This window comes from Bombilactobacillus sp. ESL1092 (genome assembly GCF_058107465.1).
This window is the reverse complement of record NZ_CM176594.1, coordinates 1,766,378-1,783,689: the sequence shown is the minus strand read 5'-3', so window position 1 is coordinate 1,783,689 and position 17,312 is coordinate 1,766,378. Positions and strand designations below refer to the sequence as shown.

General features: G+C 37.7%; 18 protein-coding genes. 3 read left to right on the top strand and 15 right to left on the bottom strand.

Annotated elements, in window-relative coordinates; translation table 11 throughout:
• Window positions 1–7: 7 nt before the first annotated feature.
• Entirely contained in the window at window positions 8–1,852 is a 1,845-nt protein-coding gene (gene dnaG, locus AC3B6Y_RS08525) for a DNA primase (RefSeq protein ID WP_489790992.1), read from the bottom strand.
• A gap of 202 nt (window positions 1,853–2,054) precedes the next feature.
• Between dnaG and AC3B6Y_RS08520 the strand changes: the two genes are divergently transcribed.
• Window positions 2,055–2,618, top strand: coding sequence for a cadmium resistance transporter (locus tag AC3B6Y_RS08520; protein ID WP_489774978.1), 564 nt, complete (start codon window positions 2,055–2,057; stop codon window positions 2,616–2,618).
• Window positions 2,619–2,623: 5 nt separating this feature from the next.
• Window positions 2,624–2,959, top strand: coding sequence for an ArsR/SmtB family transcription factor (locus tag AC3B6Y_RS08515; RefSeq protein ID WP_489790991.1), 336 nt, complete (start codon window positions 2,624–2,626; stop codon window positions 2,957–2,959).
• Window positions 2,960–2,987: 28 nt separating this feature from the next.
• On the opposite strand, the gene AC3B6Y_RS08510 is transcribed toward AC3B6Y_RS08515, so the two are convergent.
• From AC3B6Y_RS08510 to rpsU, 11 genes are all read right to left on the bottom strand, one after another.
• A complete protein-coding gene (locus tag AC3B6Y_RS08510) occupies window positions 2,988–4,373 on the bottom strand; it encodes a hypothetical protein (protein WP_489790990.1) in 1,386 nt (461 codons plus the stop codon).
• Window positions 4,374–4,642: 269 nt separating this feature from the next.
• Window positions 4,643–6,715 (bottom strand): glycine--tRNA ligase subunit beta, encoded by a 2,073-nt coding sequence (glyS, locus tag AC3B6Y_RS08505; protein ID WP_489790989.1) that lies wholly within the window; start codon window positions 6,713–6,715, stop codon window positions 4,643–4,645.
• Complete coding sequence (gene glyQ / locus AC3B6Y_RS08500; RefSeq protein WP_489791520.1) at window positions 6,708–7,601, bottom strand: glycine--tRNA ligase subunit alpha; 894 nt, start codon at window positions 7,599–7,601, stop codon at window positions 6,708–6,710. The genes glyS and glyQ overlap by 8 nt, the downstream gene beginning before the upstream one ends.
• Before the next feature lie 252 nt (window positions 7,602–7,853).
• Window positions 7,854–8,588, bottom strand: coding sequence for an NADPH-dependent oxidoreductase (locus AC3B6Y_RS08495; RefSeq protein WP_489790988.1), 735 nt, complete (start codon window positions 8,586–8,588; stop codon window positions 7,854–7,856).
• A gap of 34 nt (window positions 8,589–8,622) precedes the next feature.
• Window positions 8,623–9,384, bottom strand: coding sequence for a DNA repair protein RecO (recO, locus tag AC3B6Y_RS08490; protein ID WP_489790987.1), 762 nt, complete (start codon window positions 9,382–9,384; stop codon window positions 8,623–8,625).
• The gene (gene era, locus AC3B6Y_RS08485) at window positions 9,384–10,289 is read right to left on the bottom strand and encodes a GTPase Era (protein WP_489790986.1); all 906 of its coding nucleotides are present in this window, start codon (window positions 10,287–10,289) and stop codon (window positions 9,384–9,386) included. Before era ends, recO begins: the two co-directional genes overlap by 1 nt.
• Window positions 10,279–10,683 carry a cytidine deaminase gene (locus tag AC3B6Y_RS08480; protein WP_489757625.1) on the bottom strand — a complete coding sequence of 135 codons (405 nt, stop codon included), beginning with the start codon at window positions 10,681–10,683 and terminating at the stop codon, window positions 10,279–10,281. Before AC3B6Y_RS08480 ends, era begins: the two co-directional genes overlap by 11 nt.
• Window positions 10,684–10,711: 28 nt before the next feature.
• Window positions 10,712–11,188: an rRNA maturation RNase YbeY gene (ybeY, locus tag AC3B6Y_RS08475; protein WP_489757624.1), complete on the bottom strand. Its 477-nt coding sequence runs from the start codon at window positions 11,186–11,188 to the stop codon at window positions 10,712–10,714.
• Window positions 11,185–12,150 carry a PhoH family protein gene (locus tag AC3B6Y_RS08470; RefSeq protein ID WP_489757623.1) on the bottom strand — a complete coding sequence of 322 codons (966 nt, stop codon included), beginning with the start codon at window positions 12,148–12,150 and terminating at the stop codon, window positions 11,185–11,187. The genes ybeY and AC3B6Y_RS08470 overlap by 4 nt, the downstream gene beginning before the upstream one ends.
• Window positions 12,151–12,404: 254 nt before the next feature.
• Window positions 12,405–12,848, bottom strand: coding sequence for a GatB/YqeY domain-containing protein (locus AC3B6Y_RS08465; protein ID WP_489757622.1), 444 nt, complete (start codon window positions 12,846–12,848; stop codon window positions 12,405–12,407).
• Window positions 12,849–12,869: 21 nt separating this feature from the next.
• Complete coding sequence (rpsU, locus tag AC3B6Y_RS08460) at window positions 12,870–13,058, bottom strand: 30S ribosomal protein S21 (RefSeq protein WP_249512765.1); 189 nt, start codon at window positions 13,056–13,058, stop codon at window positions 12,870–12,872.
• A gap of 157 nt (window positions 13,059–13,215) precedes the next feature.
• Between rpsU and AC3B6Y_RS08455 the strand changes: the two genes are divergently transcribed.
• A complete protein-coding gene (locus AC3B6Y_RS08455; protein WP_489757621.1) occupies window positions 13,216–14,034 on the top strand; it encodes a pyruvate, water dikinase regulatory protein in 819 nt (272 codons plus the stop codon).
• A gap of 76 nt (window positions 14,035–14,110) precedes the next feature.
• On the opposite strand, the gene AC3B6Y_RS08450 is transcribed toward AC3B6Y_RS08455, so the two are convergent.
• From AC3B6Y_RS08450 to aspS, 3 genes are all read right to left on the bottom strand, one after another.
• Window positions 14,111–14,989, bottom strand: coding sequence for a YitT family protein (locus tag AC3B6Y_RS08450; RefSeq protein WP_489757620.1), 879 nt, complete (start codon window positions 14,987–14,989; stop codon window positions 14,111–14,113).
• A gap of 69 nt (window positions 14,990–15,058) precedes the next feature.
• The gene (gene msrB / locus AC3B6Y_RS08445; RefSeq protein ID WP_489757619.1) at window positions 15,059–15,490 is read right to left on the bottom strand and encodes a peptide-methionine (R)-S-oxide reductase MsrB; all 432 of its coding nucleotides are present in this window, start codon (window positions 15,488–15,490) and stop codon (window positions 15,059–15,061) included.
• 60 nt (window positions 15,491–15,550) lie between these two features.
• Window positions 15,551–17,308, bottom strand: a complete 1,758-nt coding sequence (gene aspS, locus AC3B6Y_RS08440) for an aspartate--tRNA ligase (protein ID WP_489790985.1) — start codon at window positions 17,306–17,308, stop codon at window positions 15,551–15,553.
• Window positions 17,309–17,312 lie beyond the last annotated feature (4 nt).

Genomic DNA, 17,312 nt, shown 5'->3' with positions numbered 1-17,312 from the left:
TTACACTTTACTTCTCAGCCGCTACCTTAAGTTGTTCTAATTCCTGACGCAAAGTAACTAATTGAACCGTTAATTGCAATTCTTGCTGTGCATCGCCAATTTGGGCCGCTTGCTTAATTTGCATTTGATACTCTGATAATTGCTGCTGTTTATGATCATACATAATATTATTAATATAATCATCAACTTCCTCTGTTGAATAATCAGCAGGACGGGGCAGCATTTCAATCGTACTGACCAAATTCCGCAAATTATCTGGAATCTGATCCATAAATTGTGCGATTAACGGTTGAGAAACCGTCAGACAATATCGTACCCAATAATCAAAAATATCTTGATATTGGACGTGAACAAAACTAAAATCCACATGCTTATCCAGTATACCAATTACTTGTGGAAAATGGAAAACAATATTTAATAAATTTCGTTCGGATTTTTCCGTTTTACTTAAGGTACTAGGAGTTACTTCTTTCACCGCCATGGCGGCATCTTGTTGTTGATTTTGCCCGTAATCAGCAGCGGGTTTTAATAAGTCCTGTGCTCGTTGTTTATCCAACAATTCTTGTTGAATAGCTTGTTTTGAAACACCTAACCTTTGCGCCAATTGTTGCACATATAATTCTTGTTCAACTGGTGAATTATCACCGACAACATAATCTAAGGCCGCGTTTAAATAATCTACTTTAGCACTATCGTTGGTCAAATCATATTGCTGACTTAAATATTCCAACATAAAAGCACTCGGTGTTAACGCTTTTTTGCGCACTAGCGTTTGAAAAGCAGTAGCACCTTGACTTTTAATAAATTCATCTGGATCTTGCCGATTAGGAATGACTACTACGCTAATCTCAAAGTTTGAGTCCTTCAATAAACTTAAAGCGCGGTGTGCTGCTTTAATTCCCGGTGCATCGCCATCATAACAAATCACTAATTTGTTAGTAATTCGATGTAACATATATAGCTGTTGTTGCGTTAGACTAGTTCCCATCGAAGCAACACCATTTTCGACACCGGCTTGATAAGCACTAATCACATCCATAAAGCCTTCAAACAAGATGGCAGCTCCAAACTGACGGATGGAACTTTTAGCAGCTGCCAAATTAAATAAAGTTTGACTCTTATTAAAAATCGGTGTTTCAGGACTATTTAAATATTTGGCAGTCGGCTGTTGCTCATTTTTTTCATGCCAAACACGTCCGGAAAAAGCAATCGTAGAACCGCTTTGATCAGTAATAGGAAACATAACCCGATCTCGAAAACGATCATATAACTGACCTTGTTGCGACTGTACAAACAAACCTGAATTTTGTAATTGTTCTGGTTTGTGATCTTGCAAAAGTTCTGTCAAAGTATTATCAGCTGTTGGGGCATAACCAATTTGAAAGTGCTCAATCGTCTCGTCTTGCAATTGCCGTTGGTGGAGATAATTCAGCGCCGGCTCACCTAATTCTGTCTTACATAAAATATAATGATATAGTTCCTGAACTGTCTGATAATCTTTCTTTAAAGTCGTTTGGGGGGAATTAACTTCTTTATTAGCTGTTGAACTATATTGTTCTGGTAAAGTAATACCACTAAACTTTGCCACTTTCACTACAGCTTCTGGAAAAGTCAAACTTTCAATTTCCATCAAAAACTTAAAAACATTGCCACCACGACCACAACTAAAGCAGTGAAAAATCTGCTTCTCTTCTGAAACTGAAAACGAAGGAGTTCGCTCTTCGTGAAACGGACAGAGACCAAATAAATTGCGACCCGATTTCTTTAGTTGAACATAGGGTTCAATAACGTCAACAATATTCGTTTTTTGCCGGACTTCTTCAATAAAAGCTTCCGGAATTTTCGTTACCATCTGCTTTCACTCCATTTTAAAAAATCAGCCTTTTTTAGAAAAATAAGTAGTCATATAAAAATATGACTACTTGACCTAATGTTAATTTTATTGTAATTGTTTAACTGGTAAAATGCAAAGTTTTAGTTTTTCAGTAATTTGTCTATATACCAAAAAAGATATATAATTAATATATCTTTTTTGGTATATAGGAGGTTAATTAATGAATTGGTGGATAATTGGTTTAACTTTTGTCGGCATTAATTTAGATTTCTTTGTTATTTTATTACTGTTGCTGCAACGCTTTCGCTTGCTACCCGTCATTAGTGGTTATTGCTTAGGATTAATTGTTTTATTAGGATTAAGTTTTGGCTTAGGTAAAATTTTACAAACTTTTTTGCCCGAATGGTTACTCGGTATTTTAGGAATTTTTCCCATCTACTTAGCTTTTCACGATGATGATGACGTTAACCAAAATAATACCCAAACTCATCCCATAAAGACCACTTTTTTGACCTATCTTAGTGTTTGTTCCGGTTGTAACCTGTCTTTGTTCTTGCCAATTTTGACTAATTTGAATAGCAAACAATTTATAGAAGCTACCTTATTTATTTTACTGCTTTCTATAATATTTACTGTTATGATTAAAATAATTGGTGATTTCAAAACTATCCAAAAATTCATTCATCAATATAGTGAACCCTTAACCAAGATCATCTACGTGGCAGTTGGTTGTTATGTTTTTTGGGATAGTGGACTAATTACGCATTTAATTCAATTATTTTAAAGGTAGTGTTGATTATTAATCCCCTTGATGAACAAGTTTTAACTGAAGTAGCTAAAATTTATAAAATATTAGGTAACCAAACGCGCTTAAAAATTCTTTATTTTTTAAAACAGCAAACACACCCCGTTACGGTCACCAAGATTGTCCAAAATTTGCAGCTCGAACAACCGATTATTTCCAAACAGCTAGGCATTTTATATCGTTATCAATTAGTTCGTAAACAACGCCAGGGGATCAAGATTTTTTATCAAGTCGATGATCCCCACATTGTCGAATTATTAGACGATATGTTTCAACACGTGCAGCACGAAATCAAAGGTCAACCACATCCTTATCACTAGTAAATTAAAATGCCGGATATTTTTTTAATTAGGGCGTTGCTTTTAAATCGATCTGTAGTCGTTTTAAAAGCTTTTTCTGATCAACCACCTGTTTTAAATTTAAGCCTTGACTTAACTTCTTCCAGACTGGATAAGCTACAGGAATTACTTGACTTTTAGGCTTAACAAAAAACACTTGAAAATTGTGATCTTGACTATTATTATTGGTCCAAATAAAATCCACATCAGCATAATCTAATACATAAGTTTGGGCTGAATTTTGTTTTCTTTGATAAAGGGCTAAATCTCGAGCCGCCACAAACGTCTGGTGATAATTCTCAGCAAAAAAGACTCCCGTTAAGCCGGCAATGAGCAAACCACAACTCAGTAAGCCAATTGTGAAATGCGCGGTGTCATTCAGCCAAGGCACAATATTGATAATTACTGCCAACCAACTGAACAATACCCAACTAAAAGCACATCGTGGACCATAAGGTGAAATAACTAGAAAGGGTAATTGACTAATGATTGCTTCCACAATTAACAAAGCTGTCACCGTCAGCAACTGCTGATTATGTAACTGATGATAATTATCAGCACATAGTAAACCAAAAACTATTATCCCAACTAAATATAGCAACACTCGGTGCGGATGTTGCTCAAACATCAATTTATAATAATTAATTAACGTATTAGACTGTTGATGATTAATACTGCGATAAGAATCCCGTCCTAGTAAAATCCGCAGATATGCACCATTGACAAACATTAAAATTGCACCTAAAAAAGTTCCTCCTGCAATCGGGCGGATATAATTATGCATAAAAGCTGTCGTTAGAACTTTGCGCATTAATAAATAAATTAAAAGAACATTACAACAATTGAGTAATGTTATATGTTCTGCTAAGAATTGGCTCAGCAGTGCTCCGAAAAATAATAAAATTTGATTTTTTTTAGCTAAAGTTAAAGGTAAATGTCGTCGATTTAAAATTAAAGTGAGCTCAAACAAGGGAAAAATCATGGACGGAACGTAATTGGCAAAACCAGCCCGCCACCCCCAAATTTGTTGCCACACCGTTGGCGGTAAGAACAAGAGCGCTAAAGAACATAATAACATTATTAAAGTACTATCCACCGCCGGCCACACAACCTGCGTAATAGTTTTCAATAAAATAACCAAACTAACCGCGCATATTCCGTAAAGTAAGAAGCTGATTATCGGCAGATGACTCATCAAAATAATAAATAAATCGCCCAAATAACGACCATCATACGTTAAAAATGTACCACTAGTAAAGTAATGAGTGCCCCAACTACTCCACCAATTAAGATCATCCCCCACTAAGGGGATTAAATAACCTATTATGCCAAAAACAAGAAAATCAATTACTACAATGGTTGTTTGTAATTTAGTTAAGGATAATTTTTTTTGCATTTCACACACCATTTCAATTTTTTAGATCAGCTGTTTATTATTAAGTCCGAACAGCTTTGGTTTCCAATATTTAACTAGTAAAAAATAATTTAAGTTCATTTAATCTTCATTATTTTATTATATTTTATCAATAAACACCAGCTCTCAAGTTAAAAAAACTTCATATACAGTAATTACTCCCCTTATTCTTTCAAAAATTATAATAAAAAAGATTGGAACTATTAATCAACCATTACTAGTTGCTTTGTTCCAATCTTTTAAAAACTACACTATTTAATTACTAATTGATTCAAGTCACCCAACTGCCAAATTAATTGGGCCAATTGGTGCAGCTGATTTAAACGATTTTGCTGCACAGCTGCATTTTTATCCATAATCAAGTTCTCTTCGAAATATTGACTAATGAGCGGCTGTAATTTTTGTAAAGCTTGATAGCTTGCTTGCGTCGTTAACGATGCAAAGCGCTCCTTCAAGTCATTAACTGCTTGAAATAACTGTTGCTCAGATGGATTTTGGAATAAAGTTGTGTCAATTTCTTGTTCAGCAATTGCTTGCTTAGCCACAATCCGTAATACTCGCGTCAGAGCTTCCATGTTCTCCTTATAATCAGAGTCTGCTTGATGCTGATTTAATACTTGAGCAGTGGCTATCATCTGAGTTGGATCAATTTTTGTCATTGCTGTCACCGCCATGACGACGTCATGTGGCACTTGTGCTTGCGTTAATAATTGCTGAACTCGTTCTACAATAAATTCTTCTAATTCCGCTTGATGCTTCAGATAATCAAACTTAACTGAACCTAACTTTTGGTTATAACACTGAACAATCTGAGGTAATAATTGAGCAAAATCAAGATGCCATTGTTGCTGCTGTAAAATCCGCACAATTCCAATGGCTTGCCGTCTTAAACCATACGGATCATTAGAACCATTAGGAATTAAATCTACCGCAAAAAAGCTGAGTAAACTTTCAATTTTGTCAGCTAAAGATAAGACTTGCCCGACTTTAGATTGCGGCAACTGGCCTTCTGAAGAAGTAGGTTGATAGTGTTCGCGAATCGCCTGCGCAACTGCTGGTCGTTCGCCAAAAATCAGCGCATACTTTTCACCCATCACTCCCTGCAATTCCGAAAATTCACCGACCATTTCCGTTACCAAATCAAATTTATAAATGGCACTCGCCCGTAAAACATCTTGGTGTTCCTGCGGGGACAAATTAAATTTTTGCGCTAATAAATCGGCAATAATCTGTGTACGTTGCATTTTTTCAGACATGGAACCAATTTTATCATGAAACGTAACTTGTTGAAGACGCGAAACGTACTCTGACAAAGTATGCTTTTGATCTTCCGCAAAGAAGAAGGCGGCATCTTCCAGCCGTGCGACCAGCACTTTTTCGTTTCCAGCAATCACGTTACCTAAATGTGTTTGGTTCCCATTACGCACCCCAATAAAGTAAGGTGCTAATTGGCCTTGTTCATCGCGCACATAAAAATAACGTTGATTATCTTTCATTGAAGTAATGAGCACTTCTTCTGGTATTTTTAAATACTTGGCGGCAAATTTGCCAGCAAATGCTGTGGGGTACTCAACTAAGTTAGTAACTTCCTCTAACAAGTCTTCGTCTAAATCAACGACCCAATGATTCTGCTTCGCCAAAGCTTGAATCTGTTCTTGAATTAAAGCTTTACGCTGGGCTGCATCAACAATGACAAAGTCATCAGCCAGAGCTTGTTGGTAATCACTGGCTTTTTCTAAAGTAATCGTCGTTCCTAAAAAGCGATGGCCCTGAGTTTGATTACCAGCATGAATATTTAATAATTGCATGGGAATAACTTCTTGATCCAACAACGCAACTAACCAATGGATCGGCCGAATATATTCAAAATCAAATTTATTCCAGCGCATGCGTGTCGGAAAAGTTAATTCGGATAAAGGCTTAATTAAACCAGCCAAAATTTCCGCGGCCGGTTTGCCGAAAATTTGCTTTTTGACGTAAACATAGGGCGTACCTTTTAATTCTTTAAAATAAATATCGTCGGTGCTTAATTGTTGACCGCGAACAAAACCTTGGGCCGCTTTACTCCAATTACCTTGTTCATCTTGTGCAATCTTTTTAGCAGGACCTTTGACCTCAAGTTCTTGATCGGGTTGCTGTTCGGCCACATCATGAATTAAAAGTGCTAAGCGCCGTGGTGTGGAAAATTGTTCAATTGACCCGTGAGCCAGATTGGCCTCCTGTAAATAAGCGGCCACCTTTTGGGCTAATTGCTGCTCTGTACTAGTTACCACATGGGCAGGCATTTCTTCTAAACCTAATTCTAATAAAAAATCTTTAGTCATTAGTTTGCTCCTTTAATAATTTTTGACGTGTGGCTTCATCTAATAATGGAAAACCTAATTTTTTCCGTTCGGCCACAAAAGCTTTGGCAACTCGGTGGGCCATCGACCGAATACGGTGCATAAAGCCAGCCCGTTCAGTGACAGAAACCGCACCGCGTGCATCTAACAAATTAAACGTATGACTACACTTTAGAATATAGTCGTATGCTGGATGTACTAAGCCCAAATCAATTAAACGTTGCGCTTCTTTTTCATAGTCATTGAAGAATTGTAAGAGCATGGTCTGATCACTTTCTTCAAAGGCATATTTGGAATGTTCATATTCCGGTTCTTTAAAGATATCACCATACCGGACGCCATTGCCCCATTCCAAATCGAACACCGAATCAACATCTTGAATATAAGAAGCCAAGCGCTCAACGCCATAAGTAATTTCACTCGTCACTGGATCAGCGCTTAATCCACCCACTTGCTGGAAATAGGTAAACTGGGAAACTTCCATCCCGTCAAGCCAAACTTCCCAACCAACACCAGCACAACCCATTGATGGGTTCTCCCAGTTATCTTCCACAAAACGGATATCATGTTCTAAGGGATCAATCCCTAAGGCCTTTAAACTGTCTAAATAGTATTCTTGAATATTTAACGGTGATGGTTTCATAACCACTTGAAATTGGTGATGTTGATATAGGCGGTTGGGATTATCGCCATAACGACCATCAGCTGGGCGCCGGGATGGCTCAACATAAGCGGCATTCCACGGCTCAGGACCAATAGCCCGCAAAAAAGTATACGGACTCATAGTCCCCGCGCCTTTTTCTGTATCATAAGCTTGCATCAACATACAGCCTTTTTCACTCCAAAATTGCTGTAAGGTTAAAATCATGTTTTGTACATTCAATTTTTTTTCCAATTTTCTACCTCATTTCACAAAAAAAGCCCTATGCAATCTCAAAAAATTGCATAGGGACGAATAACTTCGCGGTTCCACCCTATTTCAGGCCTCACAGCCTGCTCTTCATTATTAATTAAATCAATTCGCCATTTTAATCTACATGTGCTCTCACTAACCACACTCGCTGTACAAACATCTTAATTTTAGCAGTCTTTAGAAGACTGTCAACTCTTCTTTATCCAATTACAACACAAAGCCTTGCTGGCGCACAAATTTCGCCACTTCCGGCCGCCGGATTTCTTTGAAAAAAGCTCGATTTTTTTGTAGCCAATCACTTTGCTGAGCATTTTGCGCACGCTTTTGATAATAAGCTGCAGTTTGCGCTTGATATGCTGTTAAATCCGCAAACTGTTGGCGCGGATAAGTATCAACGTTCACCTGATTAGCCACTGGTAAGCGCGGTTTGACTTGATTTTTAGTCTGTGGATAACCAATAGTTAGACCAAATAATGGCACGGTCAATGACGGCAAATTTAACCACTCGGCCACTTTGAAAAGATCATTGCGAATCCCACCAATGTAACAAATGCCTAACCCCAACTGTTCAGCAGCGATAACCATACTCTGGGCACTAATAGTTGTATCGACGACACTGACCAACAACGATTCTAAATTAGTTAAACTCGCAATATTTTGCTGATTTTGCTCCAATAAAACTTTTTGCCGATACAAATCCGCAATAAACACATAAAAGACACCACTGTGTACGACGTAAGGTTCACAATTCGCCAATTGTCCCAAATTGCGGCGCAATGTTGCATCATGAATTTCTAAAATAGAAAATGCTTGCACAAAATTAGACGAGGCATTACTTCGTGCCGCCGTAATTAATTTTTGTTTCGTTACTTCATCAAGAGCCCGATCTTTAAAATCGCGCACTGAAGTATGTTGTTGCATAACTTGTAAAAAATCTTCCATTTAACTTGCTCAACCTCTAATTAATTCAAAGTTTTTATAATTGCCAGCGAAACATTTGTTCCAAAAATTTTTTACTTTTGGGATAAACGCCCACATTATCTTGATAAATTAAGTCCAAAGTTTTTCGCAACTGGGCCTTAATCGAATCAGAAACTTGTATCTTACCCACTTTTTGTAAATCTAGCTGCGCCAAAAAACGCAAATAAGCCACTACTTTGGGGGCTAAATGCAAACGATGTTGATCTCTCGTCCAATGGCGACTACATAAAATACCACCGAAACTTAAAGAATAATCAAAAGTTCCTTGGCGTTCGCCACCAACCACACAACTAGTCAAATTAGGAGCTACACCAAACGGCTTGAGCAGTTGTAGTTCCAAAACATTAGTAATAATTTCTGGATCCAATTGCTGATCAATTAATTTTTGGGCTGCTAAAATTTGTCGGTACCAGGCCAAAGAAACTTTTTGACCACTAAAAGCGCGTAAAATCAAATCATTTTGATAAGTGACATAAGCATTCAGCTCAATGTCCTGCGCCACAGTTTGCAACTGGTGCAAATTTAAAGCATCACTTAAATAAGAAAAGCCCGACGTATTAATCGTCCCTTGATACTGACCATACGTAAAAGGCAAAACTAAGCCGCGTTGTTTCGATTGCGCTTTTTTAACCCCCCGGACCAAAAAAGTCACAATGCCAAATTGATCAGTTAATAACCACACCAGTTGATCGTTTTCATGATAATCCTGATTGCGTAAGACCAAACCTTGAAAATTTTGATTACGCTGAACCATCATTACTGAAAATCTTTCAGTGAGTAACCAATTCGTGCTAAAAATAACGGATCTTCGCGCCAATTTTTTTGAACTTTGATCCATAATTTCAAATTGATTTTCTCACCCAGTAAGTCTTCCAATTTTCGACGCGAACGAATCCCAATTTGTTTGAGTAAAGACCCCTTACTACCAATGATAATCTTCTTTTGACTATCGCGTTCCACATAAATAGTAGCATCAATTTGCAATTTATTATTTAAATGTTGATTCATTTGTTCCACCACGACTGCTACTGAATGTGGAACCTCTTGCCGCGTTAATTCTAGAATTTTCTCCCGAATAATTTCTGCAACGATAAAATATTCGGGATGATCGCTAATTTGATCAGCCGGATAATATTGCGGTCCAACAGGCAATTGCTGCCCAATAGCAGTCAATAACTCCGCCACATTATTGCCTTGAGTCGCCGAGACGGGAAACACTTCTTGAAAATGTAATAAGTTACTATATTGTTCAATCAAAGGCAACAAGCTGTCTGGATGAACCAAATCAATTTTATTAATTACCAAAAAAACTGGTACTTGGACTGTCTGTAATTTGGCAATAATATTTTGTAAAGTTTTCGTGACAGATTTTTGAGCGCTAACCATTAATAAAATTAAATCGACTTCAGTTAAAGCTGAAAAAGCTGCTTTATCCATATACTGATCCAGATTATTCTTCGGTGTATGGACGCCAGGGGTATCTACAAAAATGATTTGCTGTTGCTCATCTGTATAAATACCTTGAATTTTATTACGTGTGGTTTGTGCTTTGGGAGAAATAATCGAAATTTCACTCCCCAAAATACGATTCATTAAAGTGGACTTCCCGACATTCGGTTCACCAATAATTGCCACAAAACCCGAACGAAAATTATCTACCATGTTCTAAATCTCCTGTTGTAAAAGCTCCTGGCAACAATTGTTCCACACTGACTTGTTGGATTGCTCCTGTTTGATTTGTCAAAAAAACGGGCATTTGCGGATCACAAAATTCACTAATCACTTGCCGACAAGCACCACATGGGGCAATCGGACCGGGAGTATTGCCAGTAATTAATAAAGCTTGAAATTGCCGTTGACCATGCGCAACTGCCTGAAAAATAGCGGTTCTTTCAGCACAATTAGTCAAACCATAAGAAGCATTTTCAATATTACAACCACCAAATAATTGACCATCCTGGGTTAAAAGTGCAGCACCAACTTGAAAATGCGAATACGGTGTATAAGCTTTATCCAACATTTTTGTTGCTAAATCCATTAACTGCTTAGTTTCCATTATTCTGCCAACCCCTTTTTCAATTGAATTACCGCTTCAAACCAAAATCTGCTAAAATTTCCCGCTGCAAACTGAACATTTGCTCAGCTTCCTTTGGTTTAATATGATCCCAACCAGATAGATGCAACAAGCCATGAACGACAGTATAACCTAGTTCTCGCTCAAAAGAATGTCCATATTCTTGTGCTTGTTTAGTGACCACTTCCGGACAAATAAACAAGTCACCAATGTTGCGGGGAATACCAAATTCTGCTGCTAAAGCTTGCGAACTAATGCCATCGTCATCACCATCCTCTAAAGCAAAACTAATGACATCCGTTGGCCGATCTGTTTGTCGATATTTGAGATTAATTTGATGAATTTGCTCGGAAGTACAAAAAGTAATTGAGGCTTCTGTGTTTTCAGGTAAGGCAATTTTTTTTGCCCCTGCCTCAAATAAGCGCTGGACCAAATCTAAATGTTTGTTATCAAGTAAGTGTTGTTCGTCATAAATTTCTAAGTTCATTCTTTACTCCTATTAACTTTAGCATAAGCTTCGATCACTTCCGCTACCACTGGATGACGAACTACGTCGCCGGACTGGAAATCTACAAAACCAATATGTGCTAAGTTACGTAAAATTTGTTGTGCTTGTAACAACCCACTGGGTGACCGCCGAGGCAAATCAATCTGCGTGGGATCACCATTGACTACCATTTTGGAATCAAATCCTAAGCGCGTCAAAAACATCTTCATTTGTTCATGCGTCGTATTTTGTGCTTCATCTAACAACACAAAGGCTTCATCTAGTGTCCGACCACGCATGTACGCTAAAGGAGCTACTTCAATGATTTCTCGTTCTAAATAACGATTAGTTTGTTCGGTTCCTAAAATTGAATACAACGCATCATAAATGGGACGTAAATATGGATCCACTTTTTCTTTTAAATCTCCTGGCAAAAAGCCTAAATTTTCGCCGGCTTCCACTGCTGGTCGGGTCAAAATCAATTTTTTAACGCGACCTTTTTTTAACGCTGCTACAGCCATCACCACTGCTAAATAAGTTTTACCAGTTCCCGCGGGCCCAATGCCAAAAGTAATATCATTTTTTTGAATAGTTTTAATATAATTACGTTGTCCGAGGTTACGTACACGAATTGGTTTTCCCTTCGCATCCCGCAATAAAATTTCATTATAAAGATCTTCAAAGTATTCTAAGGTGCCGGCTTGTGCCATTTGTACAGCACTAACTACATCTGCTTGACCAATCTGAATACCCGAGTGTTGCAAACGACTGAGAACTTTGAGAATTTGTAAAGCTAGATTAACGGCATCATTTGCTCCACTTAAGTCGACACGATTACCAAAAGGATGAATTTTCAGTAACAATTTTTCTGCCAAAATAGTCAAATTAGCATCATTACTGCCAAATAGCACCGCATCATCATTACTTTGTAAATAAAACGATTTAGTTATTTCAACTGTCAAATAAAATTTCTCCTGTCCTTCGTTCAGAACTTATTTTATAAAATTAAATTAATCCCAATTATGAACCAATTTCTGAGCACAATTTTATTTCTAAAATTAGTAGCTAGACCTAAAAAATTAAATCTTTAAAATCCCATTTAGATTGGAACTTTTATATTTGTGCTCATAGCCTCTAACTTGGATCTATCTCTTATTTTATTACAAATTGAAGCTAAAGAAAAAGGCTAAAGCAAAATCACTTTAACCTTAGTACGTTATTGCAGTACTTCTTTGACAATTTTATTAACCAATGAACCATCTGCCTGTCCCTTAACTTGGGCCATCACAGCTTTCATTAATTTACCAAAATCAGCTTTTGATTCTGCGCCTATGTCAGTGGCAGTTTGTTGAATCAGTTGACGAACTTCAGCTTCTGATAGTTGTTGCGGCATGTAATTTTGTAAAATAGCCATTTGAGACTTAGTTTCTGCAACCAAATCGTCCCGATGACCTTTTTCAAATTCTGCTAAAGAATCTTTTTGTTGCTTCATTTGCGAAACAACTACTTGATTTTCTTCATCCGCAGTCAAATCATGACCGACTTCGATCTTCTTGTTCATCAAAGCTGATTTAAGCATTCTGATAACTGACAAACCGGTCTTGTCATGACTTTTCATGGCAACTTTCATGTCAGTCATTAATTGATCAGTGAGGGACATTCCCTATCACACCCCGAATTCTTAACGTCTTCTTCTCTTCTTATTACGCTTACGTGCAGCTTCAGATTTCAGCTTACGTTTTACACTAGGTTTCTCGTAAAACTCACGTTTACGGTATTCTTGAAGAGTACCACTCTTAGAAACAGAACGTTTAAACCGACGAAGAGCATCATCAAGAGACTCGTTCTCACGAACAACGGTCTTAGCCATATGATATCCCTCCTTCCGCTTCATTACGTAACCGTTTATTACAACAGTTCTTAACTAGTATAACAAACAATTCGATAAGTTGAAACCATAATTTACCGACTTTGACTAGCTTTTTTAAAATAAAAATGCTAATTTGAAAGAAAAACAGTAGGTGATTATGTTGAAACAAATAGTTTATACGATTTCCGATTCTTCTGGTGAAACCACAACTAATTTTTCTCGCTCCATGTTAGCCCAATTTCCTCAAATTCAAATGACGCAAAAAAGATACTCATTTGTTAATGACGTCCCTAAATTAACCGCAATCTTAAAACGTGCTCAAGCAGAACAAGCGATTGTTTTTTACACACTGAGTAGTCCGCAATTAGATCAGATCGTGAAAGATTTTAAACATGATCAAAACATGTTGTGTTTTGATATTTTGAACCCTTACTTGTCAACCATTGAAGCTTTTACCGGCAAAACGGCTTCGCATGAAATCGGTGCCGCCCGAAAACTAAGTTCCCAATATTTTAAGCGCATTGAAGCTATTGACTTTGCCGCGGAAAATGATGATGGAAAAAATCCGCACAGCATGTTAGAAGCTGATGTTGTTTTACTCGGTATTTCTCGAACTTCTAAAACACCATTAACTTTTTATTTGGCTAATCAGCAAATCAAAGCGATGAATTTGCCCTTAGTACCGCAGGTTCAATTACCGCCTGAACTGTGGCAAGTTGATCCTCATAAAATCATTGGTTTAACCAATGATGAGGAAGTACTTCAAAAGATTCGTGAACAGCGAATGCTCTCATACGGTTTACCTGCTCAAAATAATTATTCCAGTAGTGATAAAATCAAACAAGAATTAAACTATGCTACACAACTTTATGAAAAGTTAGGTTGCCTAGTTATTAACGTGGCTAACAAATCTATCGAAGAAGTAGCAGCCATTATTGAAGATAATTTACATTTGAACAGCTTTACTACTAATTAAAAAAAGGCAAATAAAAAAGACCTAACTAATCAGATGGTCACGATGACCAAAATCTTGATGTTAGGTCTTTTATATGTTAATAAATGTGTTCTTGATAAAACCGCCCCATAATCATTTTGGCTTCAGTGATGCTCACAAAAGCATAGGGATCGGATTGATGCATAGCTTGACGAAACAAGGGTAATTCATACTGTGAAATAACCGTAAACAACATCGTCTTTTTAGTATGCCGATAAGCGCCTTCCACATCGTTCACAATCGTAATGCCCCGTCGCATTTCGTCTTGAATTTGGTGAATCACTTGCTGCGCGTGTGATGTCACAATAATGACTTGTAATTTTTGATCACGAGTATATAAAGCATCAATTAAACGACTATTGATAAATATACTCAAAATTGTGTATAACGCATGAACCCAACCAAAAAGAAAACCAGAGCCAATGACAATAATCAAGTTAAAGGACAAATTAATTGTGCCGACACTTTTACCGACTTTTTTGCGTAACACAATCCCGATAATATCTAAGCCACCAGTCGACAACTCATTTTTGAGCGCGAGCCCCGTGCCAAAGCCATTAAACACTCCCCCAAAAATTGCACAAATAATAGGATCAAATTGTACCTTAACTGGTGGTAATAACCGCATGAGAATCGTAGATAAAGCAACCGCGATGACCGTAAAGATCGTAAAATTGTGTCCGATTTTTTTCCAGGATAAAACTAACAAAGGTAAATTGAACAAAGCATATAAAAATGCCACGGGTACTGATATTGCCAACCAACGATTCAGTAAAGTGGCAATCAATTGGGCAAAACCAGTAATACCGGAACCATAGATATGACCTGGCGTCCAAAAGATATTCACCGCAATTGAGACACAGACAGCATAAACCACTGCGACTGATAATTTAGTCAAAGTACGATATCGTTTTAAAACTTGTTCTATTTCCTTCATCAATGTGTAAAGTCCTTTATAGATTTACTTGCATTAAATACTTTAACACATTATTTCTAGAAAAAAAGTTTATTTAGAGGTCGTTTTTACTAGATCAATATATTTACCATAACCAGCAGCTTCCATTTGTGCTAAAGGGATAAACTTCAAAGCCGCCGAATTAATACAGTAACGTAACCCCCCATCTTCCTGTGGTCCGTCGGTAAAGACATGGCCCAAATGGGAATTGGCTTGTTTACTGCGAACTTCCACACGCTCCATATGGTGACTAGAATCTCTTCTTTGCGTCAACGGAGCAATTGGTTGACTGAATGCGGGCCAACCACAACCCGATTGATATTTTTTAGCTGAAGAAAATAGTGGTTCTCCACTCACAATATCCACATAAATCCCCGGTTCAAAAAAGTCATCATATTGATTATCAAATGCGCGCTCTGTACCTTGCTCTTGTGTTACTTGATATTGTAAAGGTGTTAATTGTTGTTTTTGTTTTTCATACATAAAAAATTACCTCCTAAGCCATTATTTTAAAGGATTAGGAGGTAATCTTCATTAGATATGCTACTTTTTAATTTCTAAATCTAAATCTGTTAACTGGGTTGTCGCTACGGGTGCTGGTGCTTGCATCATAGGTTCAGACGCTTTCGAATTCTTTGGAAAGGCAATGACATCGCGAATATTATCCCGGTGCGCTAAGAGCATGGCGAAACGATCCAGGCCAATTGCTAGGCCGCCATGTGGTGGAAAACCATAATCTAAGGCATCTAGCAAAAAGCCAAATTGTTCTTGTGCTCGTTCTTTCGTGAAGTCTAACGCTTTAAACATTTTTTCTTGAATATCACGTGTATGAATCCGAATCGAGCCCCCGCCCAACTCATAACCATTCAAGACAATATCGTAACTTTGTGCGTGAGCTTTATGCGGATCTGTCTCCAATAAAGCCACATCTTCTTCGTTAGGCATCGTGAATGGATGATGTGCCGCCGTCCAGCGCTCAATGCCTTCATCATATTCAAACAACGGCCAATCAACGACCCATAGGAAATTAAATTGATCTTCATCATAGAGTTTTAATTCTTTCGCAAAGTGTTTCCGTAAATAACCTAAGGAATCAGCACAGACTTTGCGACTATCTGCAACAAATAAAACTAAATCATTATTAGCTAAAGCTAAACGTGCTTTTAAAGCTGCAGCTTGATCTTGTACAAATTTTGCGACAGGACCCGTTAATTGGTCATCATTAACTTTGATCCAGGCCAAGCCTTTGGCACCAAAGCGTTTAATATATTCTTGTTGGGCTTCAATTTTTTTACGTGAGTATTGATCAGCAGCATTTTTAACAACAATCGCTTTGACTTGTCCTTGATTAGCTAGTGCACTTTGAAAGACTTTAAAAGTTGAGTCCTTAAATAAGTCACTGAGATCTTGTAACTCCATGCCAAACCGGGTGTCAGGTTTATCTGACCCAAACCGAGCCATGGCTTCATTCCAAGTCAACCGCGGAAATGGTAACTGGACATCAATCCCCTTGACATCATACATGACTTGAGCAATTAAGCCCTCAGTCAAATCTTGGATTTGTTGCGCACTCAAGAAACTAGTTTCCATATCAATTTGCGTAAATTCCGGTTGGCGATCGCCGCGCAAATCTTCATCCCGAAAACAACGTGCCACTTGATAATAGCGATCAAACCCAGCGCCCATCAATAATTGCTTAAACAGTTGCGGTGATTGTGGTAAAGCATAAAAGCTGCCTGGATAAACTCGTGAGGGTACCAAATAATCACGCGCACCTTCAGGCGTCGACTTGGCCAAATCGGGCGTTTCAATGTTGATAAAACCGTGCTGGTCAAAGTATTGGTGCACCGTGGCCATAATTTGGGAACGAATGCGTAATCCCGCTTGCATCTCAGGCCGCCGTAAGTCTAAATACCGATATTTTAATTTAGTTTCTTCACTCGCATCAACATCATCTTCAATATTAAACGGTACCGTCTTGGCACGATTCAAAATTTCTAAGGTGCTGACTTTAACTTCGACTTTACCAGTCTTCATCTCAGCATTAATAGCCTCTTGGGAGCGAGCCACAACTGTCCCTTGAACACTAATTACGTATTCCGAATGCAGTTGATCCGCTTGCTTTAAAATTTCTGAGCCATTTTCTTGATTAAATACTAACTGAACAATCCCCTCACGGTCACGTAAATCCACAAAAATTAAATTACCTAAATTTCTTTTCTTTTGAACCCAACCAGCTAAGGTTACTTCTTGATTCAGATATTTTTCATCAATCAAGCCGCAATAATTTGTTCGTTCCATCGTT

What these genes read in the sequence shown, in the direction of transcription:
- AC3B6Y_RS08465 (WP_489757622.1), bottom strand. Translation starts at nt 12,848, where the DNA reads ATGTCCCTCACTGATCAATTAATGACTGACATGAAAGTTGCCATGAAA.
- era (WP_489790986.1), bottom strand. Translation starts at nt 10,289, where the DNA reads ATGGTAGATAATTTTCGTTCGGGTTTTGTGGCAATTATTGGTGAACCG.
- AC3B6Y_RS08510 (WP_489790990.1), bottom strand. Translation starts at nt 4,373, where the DNA reads ATGCAAAAAAAATTATCCTTAACTAAATTACAAACAACCATTGTAGTA.
- ybeY (WP_489757624.1), bottom strand. Translation starts at nt 11,188, where the DNA reads ATGAACTTAGAAATTTATGACGAACAACACTTACTTGATAACAAACAT.
- AC3B6Y_RS08450 (WP_489757620.1), bottom strand. Translation starts at nt 14,989, where the DNA reads ATGAAGGAAATAGAACAAGTTTTAAAACGATATCGTACTTTGACTAAA.
- AC3B6Y_RS08495 (WP_489790988.1), bottom strand. Translation starts at nt 8,588, where the DNA reads ATGGAAGATTTTTTACAAGTTATGCAACAACATACTTCAGTGCGCGAT.
- msrB (WP_489757619.1), bottom strand. Translation starts at nt 15,490, where the DNA reads ATGTATGAAAAACAAAAACAACAATTAACACCTTTACAATATCAAGTA.
- dnaG (WP_489790992.1), bottom strand. Translation starts at nt 1,852, where the DNA reads ATGGTAACGAAAATTCCGGAAGCTTTTATTGAAGAAGTCCGGCAAAAA.
- AC3B6Y_RS08520 (WP_489774978.1), top strand. Translation starts at nt 2,055, where the DNA reads ATGAATTGGTGGATAATTGGTTTAACTTTTGTCGGCATTAATTTAGAT.
- glyQ (WP_489791520.1), bottom strand. Translation starts at nt 7,601, where the DNA reads ATGATTTTAACCTTACAGCAATTTTGGAGTGAAAAAGGCTGTATGTTG.
- AC3B6Y_RS08455 (WP_489757621.1), top strand. Translation starts at nt 13,216, where the DNA reads ATGTTGAAACAAATAGTTTATACGATTTCCGATTCTTCTGGTGAAACC.
- rpsU (WP_249512765.1), bottom strand. Translation starts at nt 13,058, where the DNA reads ATGGCTAAGACCGTTGTTCGTGAGAACGAGTCTCTTGATGATGCTCTT.
- AC3B6Y_RS08480 (WP_489757625.1), bottom strand. Translation starts at nt 10,683, where the DNA reads ATGGAAACTAAGCAGTTAATGGATTTAGCAACAAAAATGTTGGATAAA.
- recO (WP_489790987.1), bottom strand. Translation starts at nt 9,384, where the DNA reads ATGATGGTTCAGCGTAATCAAAATTTTCAAGGTTTGGTCTTACGCAAT.
- glyS (WP_489790989.1), bottom strand. Translation starts at nt 6,715, where the DNA reads ATGACTAAAGATTTTTTATTAGAATTAGGTTTAGAAGAAATGCCTGCC.
- aspS (WP_489790985.1), bottom strand. Translation starts at nt 17,308, where the DNA reads ATGGAACGAACAAATTATTGCGGCTTGATTGATGAAAAATATCTGAAT.